Below are 18166 nucleotides of genomic sequence, written 5' to 3' on the forward strand. Positions count from 1 at the left end.
CTTAACCCCGCTTGCCGCCGGCGGCCTTCGTCACGCGCACGATCCGCGACCCGCCGCGCGAGGCGACGAGCAAGTCGTCGTCGACCTCGCAGGCGCTGATCGTGCCGTGCACCGTGCCGTCCGCGCGCGAATGGAAGCTCGACAGCGGCTTCATGTTCTGGTCGCAGTGGACCACCAGCCCGTAGGACCTGGTGACCGCGTAAGGTTTGAGCACATTCATCTGCTTGAGCTGGCTGCCCTGCATCGGCTCGCGATAGTCGCGCCAAGAGCCGAGCGACGGCGCCATCCAGTAGGCTTCCGGCACCTCTGCCAGCATGCGCTTGCGGTAGGCTTCCTCACGCAGGATGAACTCCACCAGTTGGTTGCGCACGGAATAGAAGGCCAGCCAGTAGCCGGCATTGAAGGCCGGCGCGATGCGGGCCGGATAGGCCGGCAGATGGTCCAGCACCGGCGCTGTTGCCTTGGTGGCGAGATCGATCGCAAGCACGCGATGGCGCCAGGCCTCGGTGACGTAGACGCGGTTCGAGCCTGTGGTGGCGATGCCGGCCGGCCAGGCGAGGCCGTCGCGGATCAGCTCGAGCCGGCCGTTTTTCAGGTCGAGGCGCCAGACCGAGCCGGAAGCGTTCTTCTGCATCAGGTCGCGTCGCCAGCCGCTCGCCGGCAGCGACGCCGAGCCGTTGGCCACAAGCAGAGTGTTGCTGTCGAGGAAAGTGAGCGCGGTGACGCAGGACAGCCTGCGGGCATCGTCGCCCGTCGCCTCGCGCCCGTCATGCAGGCCGCCGCGGATGACGACGCCCTTGCCGTCGATAGCCAGGGCGGTCATCCCACGGGCATGGGCGAGCGCGGTGATTTCGCCTGGGAATTCCTGCAGAACCTCGGCCTTGCCGTCGGCGTCGAACCGCATCAGCCGGTCCGCGCTGCTCGCCAGCATACCCTTTTCGGTCCGCACCAGATTGTCGGCGTCCGCGAGGCCGGCGAAAGTCTCCGCCTCCTCCAATTCCTGGTTGGGCAGCAGCGGCCCGTCGAGCGTCGGCACCGTCACCGCCCAGTCGCCGCGGCCGAGGAACCGATCGAAAAACTGGCTCACTGCGCTCATGGCTTTTTGCCCCAGTAGGAATCCGAGCTGAACCAATTGGGATCGGCGCCCTTCAGCGGCAGCGTCCCCATGCGGTTGTTGAAGATGCCGCAGAGATAGAGGACGCCCTTGTGCTCGCGCATCGAGGTGATCATCGGATGCTTCTCGCCGGCCTGATCCCACAGGCTTTCCAGGATCTGGCCCTTCTCGTCGAAGCGCAGCACGCAGCCGGTGTTGAGGTTGGGCATCAGCCAGGCGTCTTCCGACACGCGCCGCGCCATGCGGCGGCGGAAGCCCGGCATTTCCAGCGACAGGTCCAGCGCCGGCGTGCGCATGCCCATCAGCGCCAGCCAATAGGTACCGTCGGAGGCGCGGTTGATGTTATCGGGATAGCCAGGCAGTCCCTCGATGACTCGCTCCACCTTGCCCTTCTTCGGCCCGTCGAAATAGTAGCGGCTGATGCGGCAGGCCCAGCTTTCCGCGAACAGCACCGATTGGCCGTCGAAGGCGGTACAGATGCCATTGGGGAAGACGAGGTTCGACAGCAGCGTGCGGGTCGAACCGGACTTGGGATCGTGGACGATGATGCGCCCGTTGCCGCGGCTCTCCAGCGCGTCCGCATACCAGTCGTGCATTTCGAAACGCACCGTGGCCTCGGAAAAGACGATGCGGCCGTCGGGGAGGATGTCGCAGTCATCGGCAAGCTTCATGGTCGAGTCGTCGACGACCGATGTCAGCGAGCGGTTGGTTTCGGCGGTGAGCAGCTTCACCTCGCCGTCCGGCGAGACCTGGTAGAGGCCCATGCCGGCGACGCAGATGACCAGATTGTTGTCGCGGTCGAAAGCCATGCCGAGCGGCGAGCCGCCGATATGGGCGAACACTTCGCTCTCGGTGTAGTGCGGCGGCTGGAAGCGCAATATGTCGCCCTGGCGGCTGCCGGTGTAGAGCCGGTCCAGCCGGTCGAAGATCACGTCCTCGGCGCCGTCGAGGAAGCCAAGGCCGATGACGCCGACATCCCGCAGCCGGTCGTTCACCGCCATCGGCGCACCGGGCGCTGTCGAGATCGCCTGCGGCATCTTGGCGAAGGTCGGCGAGATGTAGACGCTGCGCAGGATCTTATGGCGGTTCTTCACCCAACGAACGTCCAGCAGCACCGACAGAAGCAGCACGAGGCCAAGGATCAGATAGTTGACCGGGCCCGGCACTGCCAAAGCAAGCAGGCTGTTCGACAGGATGAGCACGAAGAGCGTGCCCATCAGCGCTTTGGCGACAGAGCCGCGTCCGCCGCCGAGCGAGATGCCGCCGAGCACGGTCGCGGTCAGCACCTGCAATTCGAGACCGGTGCCGATATCGGAAGCGGCACTTCCGATGCGCGCCGAGAAGAAAAAGCCGGAGAGCGCGACCAGCACCGAACAGAGAACATAGGCGCTGAACAAGGTGAAACGCACATTGATGCCGGCATTGTAGGCGGAGCGGCGCGCGCCGCCGACCGCGAACAGCCGCCAGCCATAGCGGGCGCGCGACAGCACCAGATGGATCACGATGGCAATGACCACGAAGACCGCGAAGGAGGTCGGCACGCCCCAGATCGTGCCAAAGCCGAGAAAATCATAGGTTGGCGAATCCGGGCCACTGGTGACGATCGCCGTCGAGACATGCGGGAAGACGATGTCGAAGGTGGATCGGTAGATGATGAGCGTGACCAGCGTGGTCAGGAACGCCCGCATGCGCAGGAAGCCGACCAGAAAGCCGTTGATGGCGCCGCAGACGACGCCGAGCCCAAGGCAGGCCAGCAGGCCGGTCCCAAAACTCCACTGCTCGACATTCATGCCGTAGAGCGTGACCAGCACGGCGAGCGCGAAGGTCGAGCCGACCGAGAGATCGATGCCGCCGGACACCATCACGATGGTCATGCCGAGCACGACCAGGCCCAGTTCGGCCGTCTGGCCGCTGAGATTGGTCAGCGTCGTCACGTCGAAGAAGCCCGGCACGATCGAGCCGAAGATCGCGCACAGGATCACCAGCGCCGTGAAGGGGATGACGCTGTCGATCCACTTCTTGGTCAGGATCTCCCCGACCACATGGTCGGGGAGCAGACGGTAGCGCCAGCGCACAAGGCTTTCGGCCATGCTCATCGGAAAGTCCGCTTACTTGATGTCTTCGGGCTTCCAGCAGTTCCGGCCGGTCGCGTCGGTCTTGTCGACACGGGTGATCGGGCCGAAGAAGATGGTCTTCTCGCTGCCGGCCTTGCGATCAGGGTGCTGCAGCAGTTCGGAAATCTGCTGCGCGGCGATTTCGCCCTGCGTCGGCGCATTGAAGTTGAAGATCACGTCGAGCAGCCCGTTCTTGATGCTCTCGCAGCCGGTGGCGGCACCCGCGCCATTGGTGACGATGGTGACCTGATCCTGCTTGCCGGCGGCCGCGACGGCCGCGCCCGCGCCGACTTCGGCATTGTCCCAGATGCCCATGATGCCGCAGAGATCGGGATGCTGCTGAAGCACCGTCTCGGTGATCTGGCGGGCCTTTTCGCTGATGTAGTCGGCCGGCTGGTCGGAGACGAGCTGCAGCTCGGGATTGGCCTTCAGCACCTCGTCGATGCCGGTGCGCATATAGATGTTGGCGGCGCCCGTCTGAACGCCGGCGAGCCAGACCACCTTGTGCGAGACGGCGTTCGGCCCGGTGCAGTGCTTGGCCAGTTCGCCCATCTCCAGGCGGCCCATCTCGATCCAGTCATTGCCGACATAGGAGTCGGTCTGGGTCGCCGACTGCATGTTGACCTGCAGCACCTTGATGCCTGCCGCCTGCGCCTGCTTCAACAGGCGCGCATAAGTCTGCACATCCGGGTTCTGCACGATGATCAGGTCCGGCTTCTCGGCGATGGCGCCCTGCATGGCGCGGATGCCGGCGTTGGTGTCGCCGTTAGGATCGCGCACCTCGAGCGTGAAGCCATAGCGGGCGGCGTGGCGCTGCCACACCATCACCCAGGCCTGATTGAGGTCCATGCCCTGCGAGATCGGCACGAAGATGACCTTCTTGCCCTTGACGCCGTCAATATAGGCGGCCCGGCCGACCTGATCGGTTTCCTGCGCGCTCGCGACCCGCGCCGTACCCAGCAGCGCAAGTGCGGCCAGGCCCGTGAACAGGCATTTCTTGAATATCCTCATGGGTTCCTCCCTGATTTGATGGTTCGGGTTCTTGTTTCAGATGTCGCCGCTCTGCGAGGTCTGCTCGTCGCGCGGATTGATGATGGCGTCGATGGCGAGCGCGCCGAGCAGGATCACGCTCTTGATCAGGTTCTGGCTGGTGTAGCTGAAGTTCAGGATCGTCATGCCGTTGGTCAGGATGCCGACCAGGACGGTGCCGGCGATCACGTTGCGCACACCGCCCTGCCCGCCGGACAGGCCGATGCCGCCCAGCACGACCACCAGCAGCACGTCGTAGATCAGGCTCGAATTGTAGAGGCGCGTGTCGATGCCGGTGACAAGGCCGGTCATGATGATGCCGGCGGTGAAGGCGATCAGCGCGCTGATGACATATTGCATCACGATGATCGGGCGCGTCGGCAGGCCGGTGGTGCGCGCCGCGTTCGGATTGTCGCCGGTCGCATAGACCAGCCGGCCGAAGCGTGTCTTCCTCAGAAAGAGACCCATCAGGGCCGCCACCGCTCCGAAGATGAGGACGGACATCGGTATGCCAAGTACGCTGCCATTGCCGACGAATTTCAGCCAGGCGATGTCCGGCGGGGCATAGAGCACGTCCGAGGCGAAGACGATGCGCCCCGAGCCGTAGACCGAGGAGGCGATGGCCAGCGTGGCGAAGATCGGCGGCACTTCCGCGACCGCCACCATAACGCCGGTGAACAGGCCGATGGCCGCGACCAGGAGGGCGCCGCAGATCACGGCCAGAGTGAAATCGATTCCCCAGGTGGAAATCCAAATGCTGAAGGCGACGCCGACGACCATCACCGCCACCATGGTGAGGTCGATGCCGCGGCCGACGACGACGAAGCCCATGCCGACGGCAAGCGTGCCGAGGATCGACACGTTCTTGAGGATGGCGATGATGTTGCCCTGGCTCAGGAAATTGTGGAGCGTCGCCGAGAAGACGACGAACAGCACGACCGAGATCGCGACGACGACGACTTCCTGCGACGCCTTGAAGCCAAGGCGCCTGTCGTTCGATTGGCCCGAACCAGGCATTTTCCTCCTCCCAGGCAGCCGATGGTCAGCGCCTTGCTTAGGCGACCAGCTGCTCCGGAATCCTCCCAAGAAACCCAGCCGTTCGCCTGGTTCGGACAATTACGGCTGAAGCGTCGGCGGACAATTTCGTTTTTCTGACACGCTGTGCAGTTTGCCTCCTCAGGCCTGCGGTGGCTCGCCAGCATAAGCGCGCGCGATAAGAGCCCGGATCGGTTCGCGTTCCAGCGCCCGCGGGTTCCAGTAGGGATTGGCCAGCGCGCGGTCCGTCGCGATATCGATCCCGTCGGGCGGCATACCTATCTCAGACAAAGCACGCTTAGCGCCGATCCGGCCGGCGAGGTCGTAGAGCGCCATGGCAGGATCGTCCGTCTTCAGCACGGCCCGCAGAGTTTGCATGACGGCCGGAACGGCGGGCGCGTTGTAGGCCAACGCATGCGGCAGCACGATCGTATGGGTCTCCGCATGCGGCAGGTCGAAACTGCCGCCCAGCGTGTGGCAAAGCTTGTGGTGCAGCGCCATGCCGACGGAGCCGAGGCAGATGCCGCAGAGCCAGGCGCCGTAAAGCGCCTCGGAGCGCGCGTCGCGGTCATGCGGGTTCCCGGCGATGACCGGCAGGGCGCTCACCAACGCGCCGATGGCTTCGGTCGCCATCAGGTTTATCACCGGGTTGCTTTCCCTGGCATAGAGCGCCTCGACGGCATGGGCGATGGCGTTCATGCCGCTTGTTCCCGACAACGAAGCAGGAAGCGTCATCGTCAGGTCGACATCATAGATCACCACTTCCGGCAGCACCCTCGGGCTCGATTGGGTGACCTTCACGCCATCCTTCGTCTCGCCGAGGATTGGCGTCATTTCCGAGCCGGCATAGGTCGTCGGCATCACGATCTGAGGCAGGTCAGTGCGCAATGCGATCGCTTTGGCGAGTCCCGTCGTGGAGCCGCCGCCGACCGCAACCAGCCCGTCGACCTCAAGCTCCGCCACGACCCGCAGCGCGTCCTCGGTGACCGACACCGGCGTATGCATCATCGCCCCAGCAAAGACGCCGGCTGCCGTGCCGCCGAGCGACCCGGCGAGACGCCGGGCATCGGCCTCTCGCGGCGGTGTGGCCAGCACCAGCACCCGTTTCAGCCCCAGACGGTCGATCTCCTCCGTGAGCCTTGCGATCGTGCCCGATCCGAATACGACGCGCGCCGGCTGGGCGTTATAGACGAAGCTTTTCATCGAGCCCCTCCCGTCAAGCCCGGTTGTCGACGCGCAGCAGGAAGGGATTGATGCTGACGCTCTGCCAGACATTGGCGGCATTGAACGGGTCGCCGGCGTTGAACGCCTTCACCTCTTCGATGCTGTCGGCGGAAAAGACGAACAGCGAGCCGATCATGGTTGCGCCGTCCGCCGCCACCAGCGGCCCGGAGATGACGGTCGCGACCGGGCCGGCGGCAAGATAGGCCTTGTGAGCATCGTAATTGGCAAGCCGGCGCGCAAGCGCGTCGGCATGGTCGAGACAGTGGACGGCAAAGAGCAAGATAGACCTCCCTGGCGGCGCGACGCTTCATCGATCGTCGCCTAGTTCTACTCCTCCCAGCCGGAACTTAAATCGACTACTGCCGAACAGACCGATCAATTGGTCCAAACTGGACGGATGTGAGCGCCGGATGCCGTCGTTCGGCTTGTCGCATTGAGGCACGCAAGGGCCCTGAGCGACATAGCGCGCGGTTCGGGCGGGCGGTCCGGGATTGTTCGTCAGCGGAAGCGGATATCGACCGATTGCATCGTGCCGTCGGAGGCGGGCGCAGCCGAAGATCGCGGTGCAGTTAAGCGATCCTCTGCTCGAACTGCATCACGCTCGCGCTCTTGCGCAATCCCGTCGCGACGACCGACACACGGAACTTTCCGGCCAGGGACTGGTCGAAGATGGCGCCGACGATGATGTCGGCATCGGCGTCGACCTCCTCGCGTATCCGCGTCGCGGCTTCGTCGACCTCGAACAACGTCATGTCCATGCCACCGCTGATCGACACCAGCAGCCCCCTGGCCCCCGTCATGGAGGCTTCGTCGAGAAGCGGATTGGCGATCGCCGCCTCGGCCGCCATCCTTGCTCGTCCCTCTCCGGAAGCCTCGCCGGTTCCCATCATCGCCGGGCCCATGTCCCGCATAACCGACTTCACGTCGGCGAAATCGAGATTGATCAGGCCTTCCTTGACGATCAGATCCGTGATGCAGCCGACACCGGCGTAGAGAACGCGGTCGGCCATGGCGAAAGCGTCGGCGAATGTGGTCCTGGCGTCGGCGACCCTGAACAGGTTCTGGTTCGGGATGACGATTACTGTGTCGGCGCTCTCGCGAAGGCGTTCTATCCCTTCCTCTGCCGCCTGGGTCCTGCGCTTGCCTTCGAACGTGAAAGGCTTGGTGACGACGGCGACCGTCAAAATGCCGGCGTCGCGCGCGGCACGCGCAATCACGGGCGCGGCGCCCGTGCCCGTGCCGCCGCCCATGCCGGCGGTGATGAAGCACATATGCGTTCCCGCCAGATGATCCATGATCTCGTCGATGGATTCTTCCGCCGCGGCGCTGCCGACCTGGGGCAAGGATCCGGCGCCCAGGCCCTCGGTGACATGCGCGCCCAACTGGATGAGCCGCGACGATTTCGACATGGTGAGCGCCTGGGCGTCGGTATTGGCGACGACGAACTCGACGCCCTGCAAGCCCTCGGCGATCATGTTGTTGACGGCGTTTCCGCCGGCTCCGCCGACCCCGACAACGGTGATCTTGGGTCTCATCTCCAGGATTTCCGGCTTGGCGGTCATTTCTTCATCTTTCTACGAAAGCGCCTGCCGCTCCGCCGCACAGCGATGCGAACCGAAGCAACGAACACACGAATCAGGTGATCCCCACCAAGCGTAGGGAATCAGAGCGGGCGCCTCCCTGCAAGGTCCGCCGATCATATGCAAGCGCGATGGCCACGGCGCAAAGCTGAAAAGCTTTTGAGCGTTGACTGTCCAAGGCAATGTCGTTCCAAACCGCGTTACTGCTTCACCGAGGTCGAGGTGCCCCAGGTATCCGACAGCACGTAACCCTGCGGATACGGATCCGTCGGATCGAGGTAATAATTGTGCTCTCCGGTGATCCAGGCCCTGCCCGTTATCTGCGGCACGATCGCCTTGCGTCCGGCGACTTCGGTGAGTTCGAGGATCTTGCCGGTGAAGCGCGAGCCGATGATCGATTCATGGATTAGCACCTCGCCTTCCTTCATCAGGCCGCGCGCCTGCAGCACGGCCATGCGGGCCGAGGTGCCGGTTCCCGTCGGGCTGCGGTCGGAGCGGCCGGGCGAGACGATGCAGGTGTTGCGCGTGACCTTGCCCGGTCCCTGGAACGGCATGGCGAACTGCACGATCGACACGCCGCGCACATTGTCGAACTCAGGATGCACGACATCGAGCTGCTCGCGCGCCGCGCGGCGAACCTTCTCGCCAGCCACGGCCAGCTCGCGCGCCTCGTCGGGCGTGACCGAGAAGCCGAGCGCCTTGGCATCGACGATGGCGTAGAACATGCCGCCATAGGCGATATCGACCTTCAGCGTGCCCAGCCCCTCCACCTCGATATTGGCATCGAGGCGCTCGGCGAAAGAAGGCGCATTGCGCAGCGTGATCGACAGGCATTTGCCGTCGCGGCATTCGGCGCGCACCTCGATGACACCGCCCGGCATATCGAGCTTGAAACGCGTTTCGGGCTCCTGCATCGGCACCATGCCGGTCTCGAGCAGCACCGTGGCGACGCAGATCGTGTTGGAGCCGGACATCGGCGGGTATTCCGTCGGCTCCATGATGATCGCGCCCGCGGCGCAATCCTCCCGCGTCGAGGGCACCAGCAGATTGACATGCCTGGCAACGCTGCCGCGCGGTTCGCAGATCAGCATGCGCCTGATATGGTCGTGATCGCGCTCCATCGTGATCATCTTTTCCATCATCGTGCGGCCCGCCGGCGGCAGCACGCCGCCGACGATGACGTCGCCGACCTCGCCCTCGGCGTGACAGCCCACGACACGAATGCTGGACTTGGTACGCATGGTTGCTCCCTGTGGCCGCCACTATCCGCTTGGCAAGCGGTGCTGCTTCGGGACAAACTGATCAATCTGCGTGCCAGCCTCAAGGAGAATCCGAAATGACCGCCAATGTTTTTTCCGGCTGCATGCCGGCGCTGATGACGCCTTGCACCAGCGACCGCCTCCCCGACTTCGACGCGCTGGTGCGCAAGGGTAAGGAACTGATCGCCGCCGGCATGTCTGCGGTCGTCTATTGCGGCTCCATGGGCGACTGGCCGCTGCTCACCGACGCGCAGCGCATGCAAGGCGTCGAGCGGCTGGTGAAGGCCGGCGTGCCGGTGATCGTCGGCACCGGCGCCGTCAACACGGCCAGCGCCGTGGCCCATGCCGCGCATGCCCAGAAGGTCGGCGCGCGCGGCCTGATGGTGATCCCGCGCGTTCTGTCGCGCGGTCCGTCGGTTACCGCGCAGCGCCACCATTTCAAGGCGATCCTCTCAGCCGCGCCCGACCTGCCCGCTGTCATCTACAACAGCCCCTATTACGGCTTTGCCACACGCGCCGACCTCTTCTTCGCGCTGCGCGCGGAACATCCGAACCTTGTCGGCTTCAAGGAGTTCGGCGGCCCGTCGGATCTGCGCTACGCGGCCGAGAACATCACCAGCCGCGACGACGAGGTGGCGCTGATGATCGGCGTCGACACCGCCGTCTTCCACGGCTTCGTCAATTGCGGAGCCTCCGGCGCGATCACCGGCATCGGCAACGTGCTGCCCAAGGAAGTGCTGCATCTGGCGGGCCTCAGCCAGGCCGCGGCGAAGGGCGACGCCGAGGCGCGCCGGCTGGCGGAGGAGCTCGATGCCGCGCTCGCCGTGCTGTCCTCTTTCGACGAGGGCCCGGACCTGGTGCTGTATTTCAAGCACATGATGGTGCTGAAGGGTAATCCTGAATACAGGCTGCACTTCAACGAGACCGATGCGCTGACCGACAGCCAGCGCGGCTTTGCCGAGGCTCAGCTCAAGCTCTTCGATACCTGGTACGCCCAGTGGTCGAGACAGCCCGCAACGGCAAGGTTCGCGGCCTGAACTCGCGGACCTGAGGCCGTGCGACCTCGCCTTTCACCAGGATGAAGGGCCGCTATCGGCGGGCGGATGGTCCGCGCCAGATGCGGCCCAATACCCAAACGGAGGGCTATCCGCCACTCGGTTCGCGAAAGCCATGATTTTTGTTCGATGAGCCGGCAGGGGCCCTCCCCTGCACGCCGAAAGCATTGTATTCCTTTGCTTTGCGGCCTTGAAAATGGCGCAGGCGGCGTGGAATGTTTCAAACGCCGCACCGGCTTTCGAAAGTGAAACTTTCCTTTTTGCTGGTTTTCTTGGTTTTGCGGCGCCGGCCCGCGCCGCACATTGAAAGCTAGGCAAATGGGGAAGCCTAAGTGACGACAGCCTTCATCACAGGTGCAACGAGCGGCATAGGGCGCGCGATCGCAATCGCCTTGAGCGATGCCGGCTACGAGGTCTACGCGATCGGCCGCAGTCAGGCGGCGCTGAAAGAACTGCAGGCCGAGCGTCCGGGCATCGTGCCGATTGCCGTCGACGTCACCGATCGCGAGGCGCTGGAATCGGTGCTGGCGGATCTCACCATCGATGTGCTGATCAACAATGCCGGCATCATGCCGCCGCTCGGCAATTTCGCCGACATGAAAATCGCCGACATCGACGCAACGCTGGAAGTGAACCTCAGCGCCGCGATCCTGCTCACCCGCCTCGTCGTGCCGCAGATGCGCGAGCGGCAGTCGGGGCACGTCTTGTTCATCGGCTCGGTCGCCGGCCACGCGGCCTTTTCCAACATTGCCGTCTATGCGGCCACCAAGGCGGCGATCTCCGGCTTTGCCGGCGCGCTGCGCGCCGACCTCTCCCCCTCCGGCATACGTGTCACAGAGATCGTCGCCGGCCGCGTCGAGACGCAGCTCTACCAGGACATTCTCGACGCCAAGGCGCGCGCCGCCATGTATGCCAGCAAAGTGGTGCAGCCCGATGACGTGGCCAGGATGGTCGTCGCCGTGCTCGCGCTGCCGGCATGGGCCGACGTCACCCGTTTCGACATTATGCCGACATGGCCGACCTCGCCGAGCGGCACCAAGTAAGGGATAGTGGAATGAAGGATCTTTCCGTTCTGGTCGTCGGCGGCGGCGCCGGCCTCGGCGCGCTCCTCGCCAAGATGGCTGTCGAGGCCGGGGCGGCAAAGATCGGCATCATCGACATCAACCGGGGAGCGGCCGAGAGCGCGCTCGAGCCGGCAAAGGCCAAAAGCCTGCCGACAGCCGCTGCCGCATGCGACATCCAGGTGGGCCCGCAATGCCACGCCGCCTTCGATGCCATCGTGGCTAGACTCGGGCGCGTCGACACGCTGATCAATTGCGCCGCCATCTACCCGCGCCGACCGCTGCTCGAGATCACCGACGCCGACTGGGATGCCTCGAACGGCATCAACATCAAAGGCACCTACCACATGATGGTGGCGGCCGTCCGGCATATGCAGGCACAGGAGCCAAAAGCCCAGGTGCGCGGCCGCATCGTCAATCTGACCTCGGTCGACGCCTTCAAGGCGCATCCCCAGAACGCCCATTATGCCGCGACCAAGGCAGCCGTCGTCAGCCTGACCCGGTCCTTCGCGCATCACGTCGCCAGGGACGGCATCCTGGTGAACTCCGTGGCGCCGGCCGGCATGGCCACGGAGAAGGCAAAGGCCCTCGGCTTCCTGGAGGAACTGGCCAAGGCAAGCCCGCTCGGCCGCGGCGCCGAGCCGACCGAAATCGCCGAATGGGTGTTGATGACCGGCGGTCCGAGGAACACCTATATGACCGGCGAAAACGTAATTGTTTCAGGTGGTTACATCTACGCCTAGAATCATTTCGGCAGCCGCTGTTGAGGTTCGGCAGTGCATGATCAACGGGTCTCGAACGAAGGAGGCGGACTTACGATGAGCGGCAAGCTTCGTCTTCCTTCGCTCAATGCGCTTCGCGTCTTCCACGCCGTCGCGCAGCACAAGAGCTTCCGCCAAGCCGCCGACGAATTGCTGGTCACGCCGCAAGCGGTCGGACAGCAGATCAAGCTGCTGGAAGACACGCTGCAGGTCACGCTGTTCAAGCGCAAGGGCCGTTCGATCGAGCTGACCGAATCCGCCATCCTGCTCTCGCACTACGTCAAGGCGGGCTTCGACGAATTCTCCGAGGGCGTTCGCCGCGTCACCAAGTCGAACCACCGCGACCGCATCAACCTCAACGCCAGTCCATACTTCGCCACGCACTATCTGCTGCCGAGGCTGTCGCTGTTCCGCGAGATCCTGCCGGGCGCCGACCTGCGCCTGACCACCATGGTCGACCTGCCCGACTTCGGGCGCGACGACATCGATATGACTGTGCAGTGGGGCTACGGCAACTGGCCCGACTACGAGGTGACACTCCTGGTGCCGGATCCGAAGATCATCTGCTGCACGCCGGCGATCGGCGAGAAGATCAAGTCGCCGCAGGACCTGACAAAGTTCACGTTGCTCGACACCGTCAAGTCGAAGCGGCTATGGCCTGACATATTGCGGCACCTGGGCGTGGAGCTGACCGACGGCGACCGCAGCGTCAGCTTCGACGACGCGGCGACGATGCGCCGGGCGACCCTGCAAGGCATCGGTGTGGGCTTGGTCTCCGTCATCGACGCCGAGGAGGACTTCCGCTCCGGCGCGCTGGTCGCGCCGATCGGCCGCGACGCAATTGCCGATATGAGGCCGGAGGAAGTGCCTGGCTTCTGTCTTGTCGTCCCGCGCGGGCATCTGCGCGTCAAGGCCGTAGCCGCGCTTCATCGATGGCTGGCCCAGCAAGCCTGGCGAAGCGACCTCAAGATTTCCCTGCCGATACCGACCCCGCTTTCCGACTGAGAAGCGGCTGCAGACAAGCGTTTGGCGCGGGAGACAGTAAAGCAGAACTTTCGAATGGGCCGCATTTCTTGATTTCGCACCGGTCCGCTGGAGTGCAGGTATAAGCCGAAAGGCAAGCTTGGTTCGCTTGCCAGCCAAATGCGCGACGCAGCATTCTCTTCCCGGAAGGCCAAGGTATGACCTCCAGATCAGACGGCATCCGCCTCGGCGCTGACATCGGCGGCACCTTCACCGACATCGCCCTCGATGTGCGGGGAACGCTGTTCTCGACCAAGGTGCTGACGAATTATGCCGCGCCCGAGCAGGCGATCCTCGACGGCATCGACGCGGTCATCCGCGATGCCGGCATTTCGGCGGCCGAGATCGGCATCATCATCCATGGCACGACGCTCGCCACCAACGCGCTGATCGAACGGCGCGGCGCCAGGACCGCGCTGGTCACGACGGAAGGGTTTCGCGATGTGATCGAGATGCGGACGGAGAACCGTTTCGAGCAGTATGATTTGAATCTGCAACTGCCGACGCCGCTGATCCCGCGCGAGGACCGTTTTACCGTCAAGGGTCGCATCGGCGCCGAGGGCCAGGAGTTGCAGCCGCTCGATGAAGCCGCCCTCAAAGTGATCGCCGACCGGATCGCCGCGGGCGATTTCGGCTCGGTGGCGATCGGTTTCATCCATGCCTACGCCAATCCGGACCACGAGCGCCGCGCCCGCGAAATCCTCTCGCGAAAACTGACCATCCCGATCTCGATCAGTGCCGAAGTCTCGCCGCAGATGCGCGAGTTCGAGCGCTTCAACACGGTCTGCGCCAACGCCTATGTGCGGCCGCAGATGGCCGACTATCTCGCGCGCCTGCAGACACGGCTGAAGGACATGGGGGCCGAATGCCCGGTCTTCATGATCCATTCGGGCGGCGGCCTGATCTCGGTGGAGACGGCTTTGGAATTTCCTGTCCGGCTGGTCGAGTCCGGCCCGGCCGGCGGCGCGATCTTCGCCGCCGACATTGCCCGTCGCTTCGGCCTGGAAAAGGTCGTCTCTTACGACATGGGCGGCACCACCGCAAAAATCTGCCTGATCGAGGATTTTGCGCCGCGCACGGCGCGGACCTTCGAGGTGGCGCGCACCTATCGCTTCTCGAAAGGCTCGGGTATGCCGATCTCCATTCCGGTGATCGAGATGATCGAGATCGGCGCCGGCGGCGGCTCCATCGCCTGGGTCGACGCCATGGGCCGCATCCAGACCGGACCGGAAAGCGCCGGCTCGGAACCCGGCCCCGCCTGCTACGGCCGCGGCGGCAAACGCCCGGCGATCACCGACGCCGACCTGGTGCTCGGCAAGCTCGACCCCGATAATTTCGCCGGCGGCGCAATCAAGCTCGATACATCTGCGTCTGAACAAGCGATCCTGCGCGACGTCGGCGAGCGGCTGTCGCTGAATGCCCTGGCGACCGCCTTCGGCATCTGCGAGGTGGTGGACGAGAACATGGCCAACGCCGCACGCGTCCACGCCGTCGAGAATGGCAAGAACATTTCCGACAATCTGATGATCGCCTTCGGCGGCGCGGCACCCCTGCATGCGGCAAGGCTCTGCGAAAAGCTCGGCATCGACCAGTGCATCGTGCCGCGCGGCGCAGGCGTAGGCTCCGCGATCGGCTTCCTCAAGGCGCCGTTCGGCTACGAGGCGCTGGCGTCGAAGCTGACGAGCCTGTCCCGGTTCAAGCCGGCTGAGGTCAACGCCCTGCTCGCCGACCTCAAGGCCTCCGCCGAGGGCTTCGTGCGCAGCGGCGCCAGCGGCAGGATCGTGTGCGAGATCACCGCCTTCATGCGCTATGCCGGCCAGGGCTGGGAAATCCCCGTGCCGCTGGCGGACGAGCCGTTCGGCGACGATGCGTTGGCCAAGCTCAAGGACCTGTTCCAGACCAGCTATCAGCGCTTCTTCGGCCGCGCCATCGAGGGGCTCGACGGGCTGGAGATCGAGATCGTCACCTGGTCGGTGAAGGCGACCGAGGTTCGTCCGTCCGTGACGCGGCACGAACTCACCGCCGGCAGGAAGACGAGCGAACCGACAACGACCCGCGCTGTGTTCGATCCGACGACCGGCGCGCCACAGATCTATGGCATCGTCGAACGCGACGCGCTTTGCGCCGGCGACAGGGTGGCAGGCCCTGTGGTCATCGTCGAGCGCGAGACATCGACCGTCGTCACCACCAGCTTCGACGCCGTCATCCAGAGCGACGGCGCGATCCTCTTGATCCGCAAAGGCAGCCAGGCATGAGCGACATCAGCGAAATCCGCATGCAGGTCATGTGGAACCGGTTGATCTCGGTGGTCGAGGAGCAGGCGCTGACCTTGCTACGCACCGCCTTCTCGACGTCGGTGCGCGAAGCCGGCGACCTGTCGGCCGGCGTGTTCGATCCGCGCGGCCAGATGCTGGCGCAGGCGGTGACCGGCACGCCAGGCCACGTCAACACCATGGCCGAAGCCGTGCTGCATTTCATGCACGCAATCCCGCGCGAGCAGATGTTCGAGGGCGACACCTATGTCACCAACGACCCGTGGCTCGGCACCGGCCATCTGCACGACATCACCATGGTATCGCCGTCCTTCCTGAACGGCGAGCTCGTCGCCTTCTTCGCCTGCACGGCGCATGTCGTCGATGTCGGCGGCCGCGGCTTCGGCGCTGACGGCAAGTCGGTCTATGAGGAAGGCATCCAGATCCCGATCATGAAGTTTGCGGAAAAGGGCAAGGTCAATCTCGACCTCGTCAGCCTCCTGCGCGCCAATGTCCGCGAGCCTAACCAGGTCGTCGGCGATTTCTATTCGCTCGCAGCCTGCAACGAGGTCGGTCACCGCCGGCTGGTCGACATGATGAAGGAGACCGGGCTCACTTCGCTCGACGGTCTCCGCGACTTCATCTTCTCGCGCACCCGCGACGCAATGCTCGAACGCATCGAGGCGCTGCCCAAGGGAAGCTGGTCGAACGAGCTGGTGACCGACGGCTATGACGCACCGGTGAAGTTGGCGGCGACGGTTTCGGTCCGCGACGACCATGTCGAGGTCGACTTCACCGGCAGCGACCCGATGAGCAGCTGGGGCATCAACTGCCCGATCATCTACAGCAAGGCCTATGCCTGCTATGCACTGAAATGCGTGGTGGCTCCGGATATTCCGAACAATGCCGCCTCGCTCGCCTTCTTCACTGTGTCGTCGCCGGTCAACATCCTGAACGCGGTGCGGCCAGCGCCGGTGGCGCTCAGGCACATCTTCGGCCACATGGTTCCGGATCTCGTGCTCGGCGCGATCTCCCAGGCCCTGCCCGGCAAGATCCTAGCCGAAGGCGCTGGCGCCTTGTGGAACATCCACATCTCGGCGCGCCCGGTGGGTGGCGCATCCGGCCGCCGCGCCGAAGTGCTGATGTTCAACTCCGGCGGCATGGGCGCCCGCCCCGAGCTCGACGGCCTGTCGGCGACGGCCTTCCCGTCGGGCGTGCACACGATGCCGATCGAGGCGACCGAGCATACCGGTCCGATCGTCATCTGGCGCAAGGAGCTGCGGCCGGATTCCGGCGGCGACGGCGAATTCCGCGGCGGCCTGGGACAGATCATCGAGATCGCCGCGACCGAGGGCCACGAGTTCGATTTTTCCGCCATGTTCGACCGCGTCAATCATCCGGCGCACGGCCGCGAGGGCGGCAAGCCGGGCGTCGCCGGCGCGGTCAAGCTCGATGACGGCACGAAGATGCGCCCGAAAGGCTGGCAGCATGTGCCGGCCGGGCGACGGCTGATCCTGGAGCTGCCGGGCGGCGGCGGCTATGGCGATCCGGCCAAACGCAGCGCCGCCGCGCGAGCCAATGACCGATCCAAGGGTTACATCACGGAGGACGACCGATGAGCTATGTTGCCTCGCGCCTATCGGTGGTGAAGCCGTCGTGGCGGATGGCGTCGGTGCCTGGCGTCGCCTATGGACTGTCACCCTATTTCCGCATCTCGACCGCGACCGGCGAAGAAGTGCTGACCGAGGCGATCGCGCGGATCAACGCCGCCGTTGCGCAAGTGGAGTAAAGAATGCCGCAATACGAACGTATCCTGATCACGGGCGCCGCCGGCCGCCTCGGCTCGGTGCTGCGCAAGGGGCTGGTGCCGCTCGCCAGGACCATTCGCCTGGCGGACCGCGAGCCCTTCGGCGACCTTGCGCCTCACGAAGAGGAAGCGGTCTTCGATCTCGACGACATGGAGGCGACGATCGCGGCCACCAAGGATTGCGACGCGATCGTGCATTTCGGCGGCGCGCCGCTCGAATGCGAATGGCAGACCATCTTGGATTCCAGCATCCGCGGCTCCTACCACATTTACGAAGGCGCCCGGAAACACGGCGTGAAGCGCGTCATCTACGCCTCGTCCGTGCATGCGATCGGCTATCACGAGATCGAGGCGCATATCGGCGTCGACGCGCCGGTGCGGCCGGACAGCCTCTATGGCGTTTCGAAGAATTTCGTCGAAAGCCTCAGCCGGCTCTATTGGGATAAGTTCGGCATCGAGACCGTTTGCCTGCGCATCTTCTCGTCCTTCCCCGAGCCGGTCGATCGCCGCATGCTGTGGTCGTATCTCTCCTTCGCCGACTGCGTGCGCCTGGTCGAGGCCTCGCTCACCGCGCCGCGCGTCGGCCACACCATCTCCTTCGGTATATCCGACAACAAGCTGAAGATGGTCGACAACAGCGGCGCCGACCATCTCGGCTTCATCCCGCAGGACAGCGCCGAGCCCTTCCGCGCCGCCGTCGAGGCGAAGACCCCTATTCCCGATCCGACGAGGCCCTCGGTGAAATATCTCGGCGGCTGGTTCTGCGAGCTTGACCACCCGGACGACAAGCCGGCAGAATAGCGCGGCACTCAGGCAGCGGGAGGCCGGCTGGCCTGAATGAAGCGATGCCAG

General features: G+C 64.7%; 15 protein-coding genes and 1 pseudogene. 8 read left to right on the plus strand and 8 right to left on the minus strand.

The window, feature by feature from the left end; translation table 11 throughout:
• Nucleotide 1: 1 nt before the first annotated feature.
• The 8 genes from CK230_RS19475 to CK230_RS19510 all read right to left on the minus strand — a co-directional run bounded on the left by CK230_RS19475 (nucleotide 2) and on the right by CK230_RS19510 (nucleotide 9337).
• Nucleotides 2–1096 carry a strictosidine synthase gene (locus CK230_RS19475; protein WP_095818771.1) on the minus strand — a complete coding sequence of 365 codons (1095 nt, stop codon included), beginning with the start codon at nucleotides 1094–1096 and terminating at the stop codon, nucleotides 2–4.
• Entirely contained in the window at nucleotides 1093–3210 is a 2118-nt protein-coding gene (locus CK230_RS19480) for an SMP-30/gluconolactonase/LRE family protein (RefSeq protein WP_095818772.1), read from the minus strand. The genes CK230_RS19475 and CK230_RS19480 overlap by 4 nt, the downstream gene beginning before the upstream one ends.
• Before the next feature lie 12 nt (nucleotides 3211–3222).
• On the minus strand, nucleotides 3223–4239 hold the full coding sequence (locus CK230_RS19485; protein WP_095818773.1) for a sugar ABC transporter substrate-binding protein: 1017 nt from the start codon (nucleotides 4237–4239) through the stop codon (nucleotides 3223–3225).
• Nucleotides 4240–4275: 36 nt separating this feature from the next.
• Nucleotides 4276–5274 (minus strand): ABC transporter permease, encoded by a 999-nt coding sequence (locus CK230_RS19490; protein ID WP_095818774.1) that lies wholly within the window; start codon nucleotides 5272–5274, stop codon nucleotides 4276–4278.
• Nucleotides 5275–5433: 159 nt separating this feature from the next.
• Nucleotides 5434–6495, minus strand: a complete 1062-nt coding sequence (locus CK230_RS19495; RefSeq protein ID WP_095818775.1) for a maleylacetate reductase — start codon at nucleotides 6493–6495, stop codon at nucleotides 5434–5436.
• 13 nt (nucleotides 6496–6508) lie between these two features.
• Nucleotides 6509–6796 carry a YciI family protein gene (locus tag CK230_RS19500; protein WP_095818776.1) on the minus strand — a complete coding sequence of 96 codons (288 nt, stop codon included), beginning with the start codon at nucleotides 6794–6796 and terminating at the stop codon, nucleotides 6509–6511.
• 289 nt (nucleotides 6797–7085) lie between these two features.
• A complete protein-coding gene (ftsZ, locus tag CK230_RS19505) occupies nucleotides 7086–8078 on the minus strand; it encodes a cell division protein FtsZ (protein WP_095818777.1) in 993 nt (330 codons plus the stop codon).
• Nucleotides 8079–8296: 218 nt separating this feature from the next.
• Nucleotides 8297–9337 carry a proline racemase family protein gene (locus CK230_RS19510; RefSeq protein ID WP_095818778.1) on the minus strand — a complete coding sequence of 347 codons (1041 nt, stop codon included), beginning with the start codon at nucleotides 9335–9337 and terminating at the stop codon, nucleotides 8297–8299.
• A gap of 95 nt (nucleotides 9338–9432) precedes the next feature.
• Here CK230_RS19510 and CK230_RS19515 point away from each other — a divergent pair, with 95 nt between their 5' ends.
• The 8 genes and pseudogenes from CK230_RS19515 to CK230_RS19550 all read left to right on the plus strand — a co-directional run bounded on the left by CK230_RS19515 (nucleotide 9433) and on the right by CK230_RS19550 (nucleotide 18115).
• Nucleotides 9433–10392 (plus strand): dihydrodipicolinate synthase family protein, encoded by a 960-nt coding sequence (locus tag CK230_RS19515; RefSeq protein WP_095818779.1) that lies wholly within the window; start codon nucleotides 9433–9435, stop codon nucleotides 10390–10392.
• 350 nt (nucleotides 10393–10742) lie between these two features.
• A complete protein-coding gene (locus CK230_RS19520; protein WP_095818780.1) occupies nucleotides 10743–11453 on the plus strand; it encodes an SDR family oxidoreductase in 711 nt (236 codons plus the stop codon).
• An 11-nt stretch (nucleotides 11454–11464) separates the two neighbouring features.
• Nucleotides 11465–12214, plus strand: coding sequence for an SDR family oxidoreductase (locus CK230_RS19525; RefSeq protein ID WP_095818781.1), 750 nt, complete (start codon nucleotides 11465–11467; stop codon nucleotides 12212–12214).
• Between the two features lie 75 nt (nucleotides 12215–12289).
• A complete protein-coding gene (locus CK230_RS19530; protein ID WP_095818950.1) occupies nucleotides 12290–13237 on the plus strand; it encodes a LysR substrate-binding domain-containing protein in 948 nt (315 codons plus the stop codon).
• A 176-nt stretch (nucleotides 13238–13413) separates the two neighbouring features.
• The gene (locus CK230_RS19535) at nucleotides 13414–15510 is read left to right on the plus strand and encodes a hydantoinase/oxoprolinase family protein (RefSeq protein WP_095818782.1); all 2097 of its coding nucleotides are present in this window, start codon (nucleotides 13414–13416) and stop codon (nucleotides 15508–15510) included.
• A complete protein-coding gene (locus CK230_RS19540; RefSeq protein WP_095818783.1) occupies nucleotides 15507–17126 on the plus strand; it encodes a hydantoinase B/oxoprolinase family protein in 1620 nt (539 codons plus the stop codon). The genes CK230_RS19535 and CK230_RS19540 overlap by 4 nt, the downstream gene beginning before the upstream one ends.
• Before the next feature lie 44 nt (nucleotides 17127–17170).
• Nucleotides 17171–17296: pseudogene (locus tag CK230_RS19545) on the plus strand (pyridoxal phosphate-dependent aminotransferase); the annotation flags it as partial.
• A 3-nt stretch (nucleotides 17297–17299) separates the two neighbouring features.
• Nucleotides 17300–18115 (plus strand): NAD(P)-dependent oxidoreductase, encoded by an 816-nt coding sequence (locus CK230_RS19550; RefSeq protein ID WP_095818784.1) that lies wholly within the window; start codon nucleotides 17300–17302, stop codon nucleotides 18113–18115.
• The last annotated feature ends 51 nt before the right edge of the window (nucleotides 18116–18166 follow it).

It is taken from the genome of Mesorhizobium sp. WSM3859 (assembly GCF_002295065.1).
GTDB lineage: Bacteria > Pseudomonadota > Alphaproteobacteria > Rhizobiales > Rhizobiaceae > Mesorhizobium.

Coding starts and splice junctions, on each gene's coding strand:
- CK230_RS19540 (WP_095818783.1), top strand. CDS start 15,507: ATGAGCGACATCAGCGAAATCCGCATGCAGGTCATGTGGAACCGGTTG.
- CK230_RS19490 (WP_095818774.1), bottom strand. CDS start 5,274: ATGCCTGGTTCGGGCCAATCGAACGACAGGCGCCTTGGCTTCAAGGCG.
- CK230_RS19510 (WP_095818778.1), bottom strand. CDS start 9,337: ATGCGTACCAAGTCCAGCATTCGTGTCGTGGGCTGTCACGCCGAGGGC.
- CK230_RS19475 (WP_095818771.1), bottom strand. CDS start 1,096: ATGAGCGCAGTGAGCCAGTTTTTCGATCGGTTCCTCGGCCGCGGCGAC.
- CK230_RS19530 (WP_095818950.1), top strand. CDS start 12,290: ATGAGCGGCAAGCTTCGTCTTCCTTCGCTCAATGCGCTTCGCGTCTTC.
- CK230_RS19480 (WP_095818772.1), bottom strand. CDS start 3,210: ATGAGCATGGCCGAAAGCCTTGTGCGCTGGCGCTACCGTCTGCTCCCC.
- CK230_RS19535 (WP_095818782.1), top strand. CDS start 13,414: ATGACCTCCAGATCAGACGGCATCCGCCTCGGCGCTGACATCGGCGGC.
- CK230_RS19525 (WP_095818781.1), top strand. CDS start 11,465: ATGAAGGATCTTTCCGTTCTGGTCGTCGGCGGCGGCGCCGGCCTCGGC.
- CK230_RS19515 (WP_095818779.1), top strand. CDS start 9,433: ATGACCGCCAATGTTTTTTCCGGCTGCATGCCGGCGCTGATGACGCCT.
- ftsZ (WP_095818777.1), bottom strand. CDS start 8,078: ATGACCGCCAAGCCGGAAATCCTGGAGATGAGACCCAAGATCACCGTT.
- CK230_RS19485 (WP_095818773.1), bottom strand. CDS start 4,239: ATGAGGATATTCAAGAAATGCCTGTTCACGGGCCTGGCCGCACTTGCG.
- CK230_RS19495 (WP_095818775.1), bottom strand. CDS start 6,495: ATGAAAAGCTTCGTCTATAACGCCCAGCCGGCGCGCGTCGTATTCGGA.
- CK230_RS19550 (WP_095818784.1), top strand. CDS start 17,300: ATGCCGCAATACGAACGTATCCTGATCACGGGCGCCGCCGGCCGCCTC.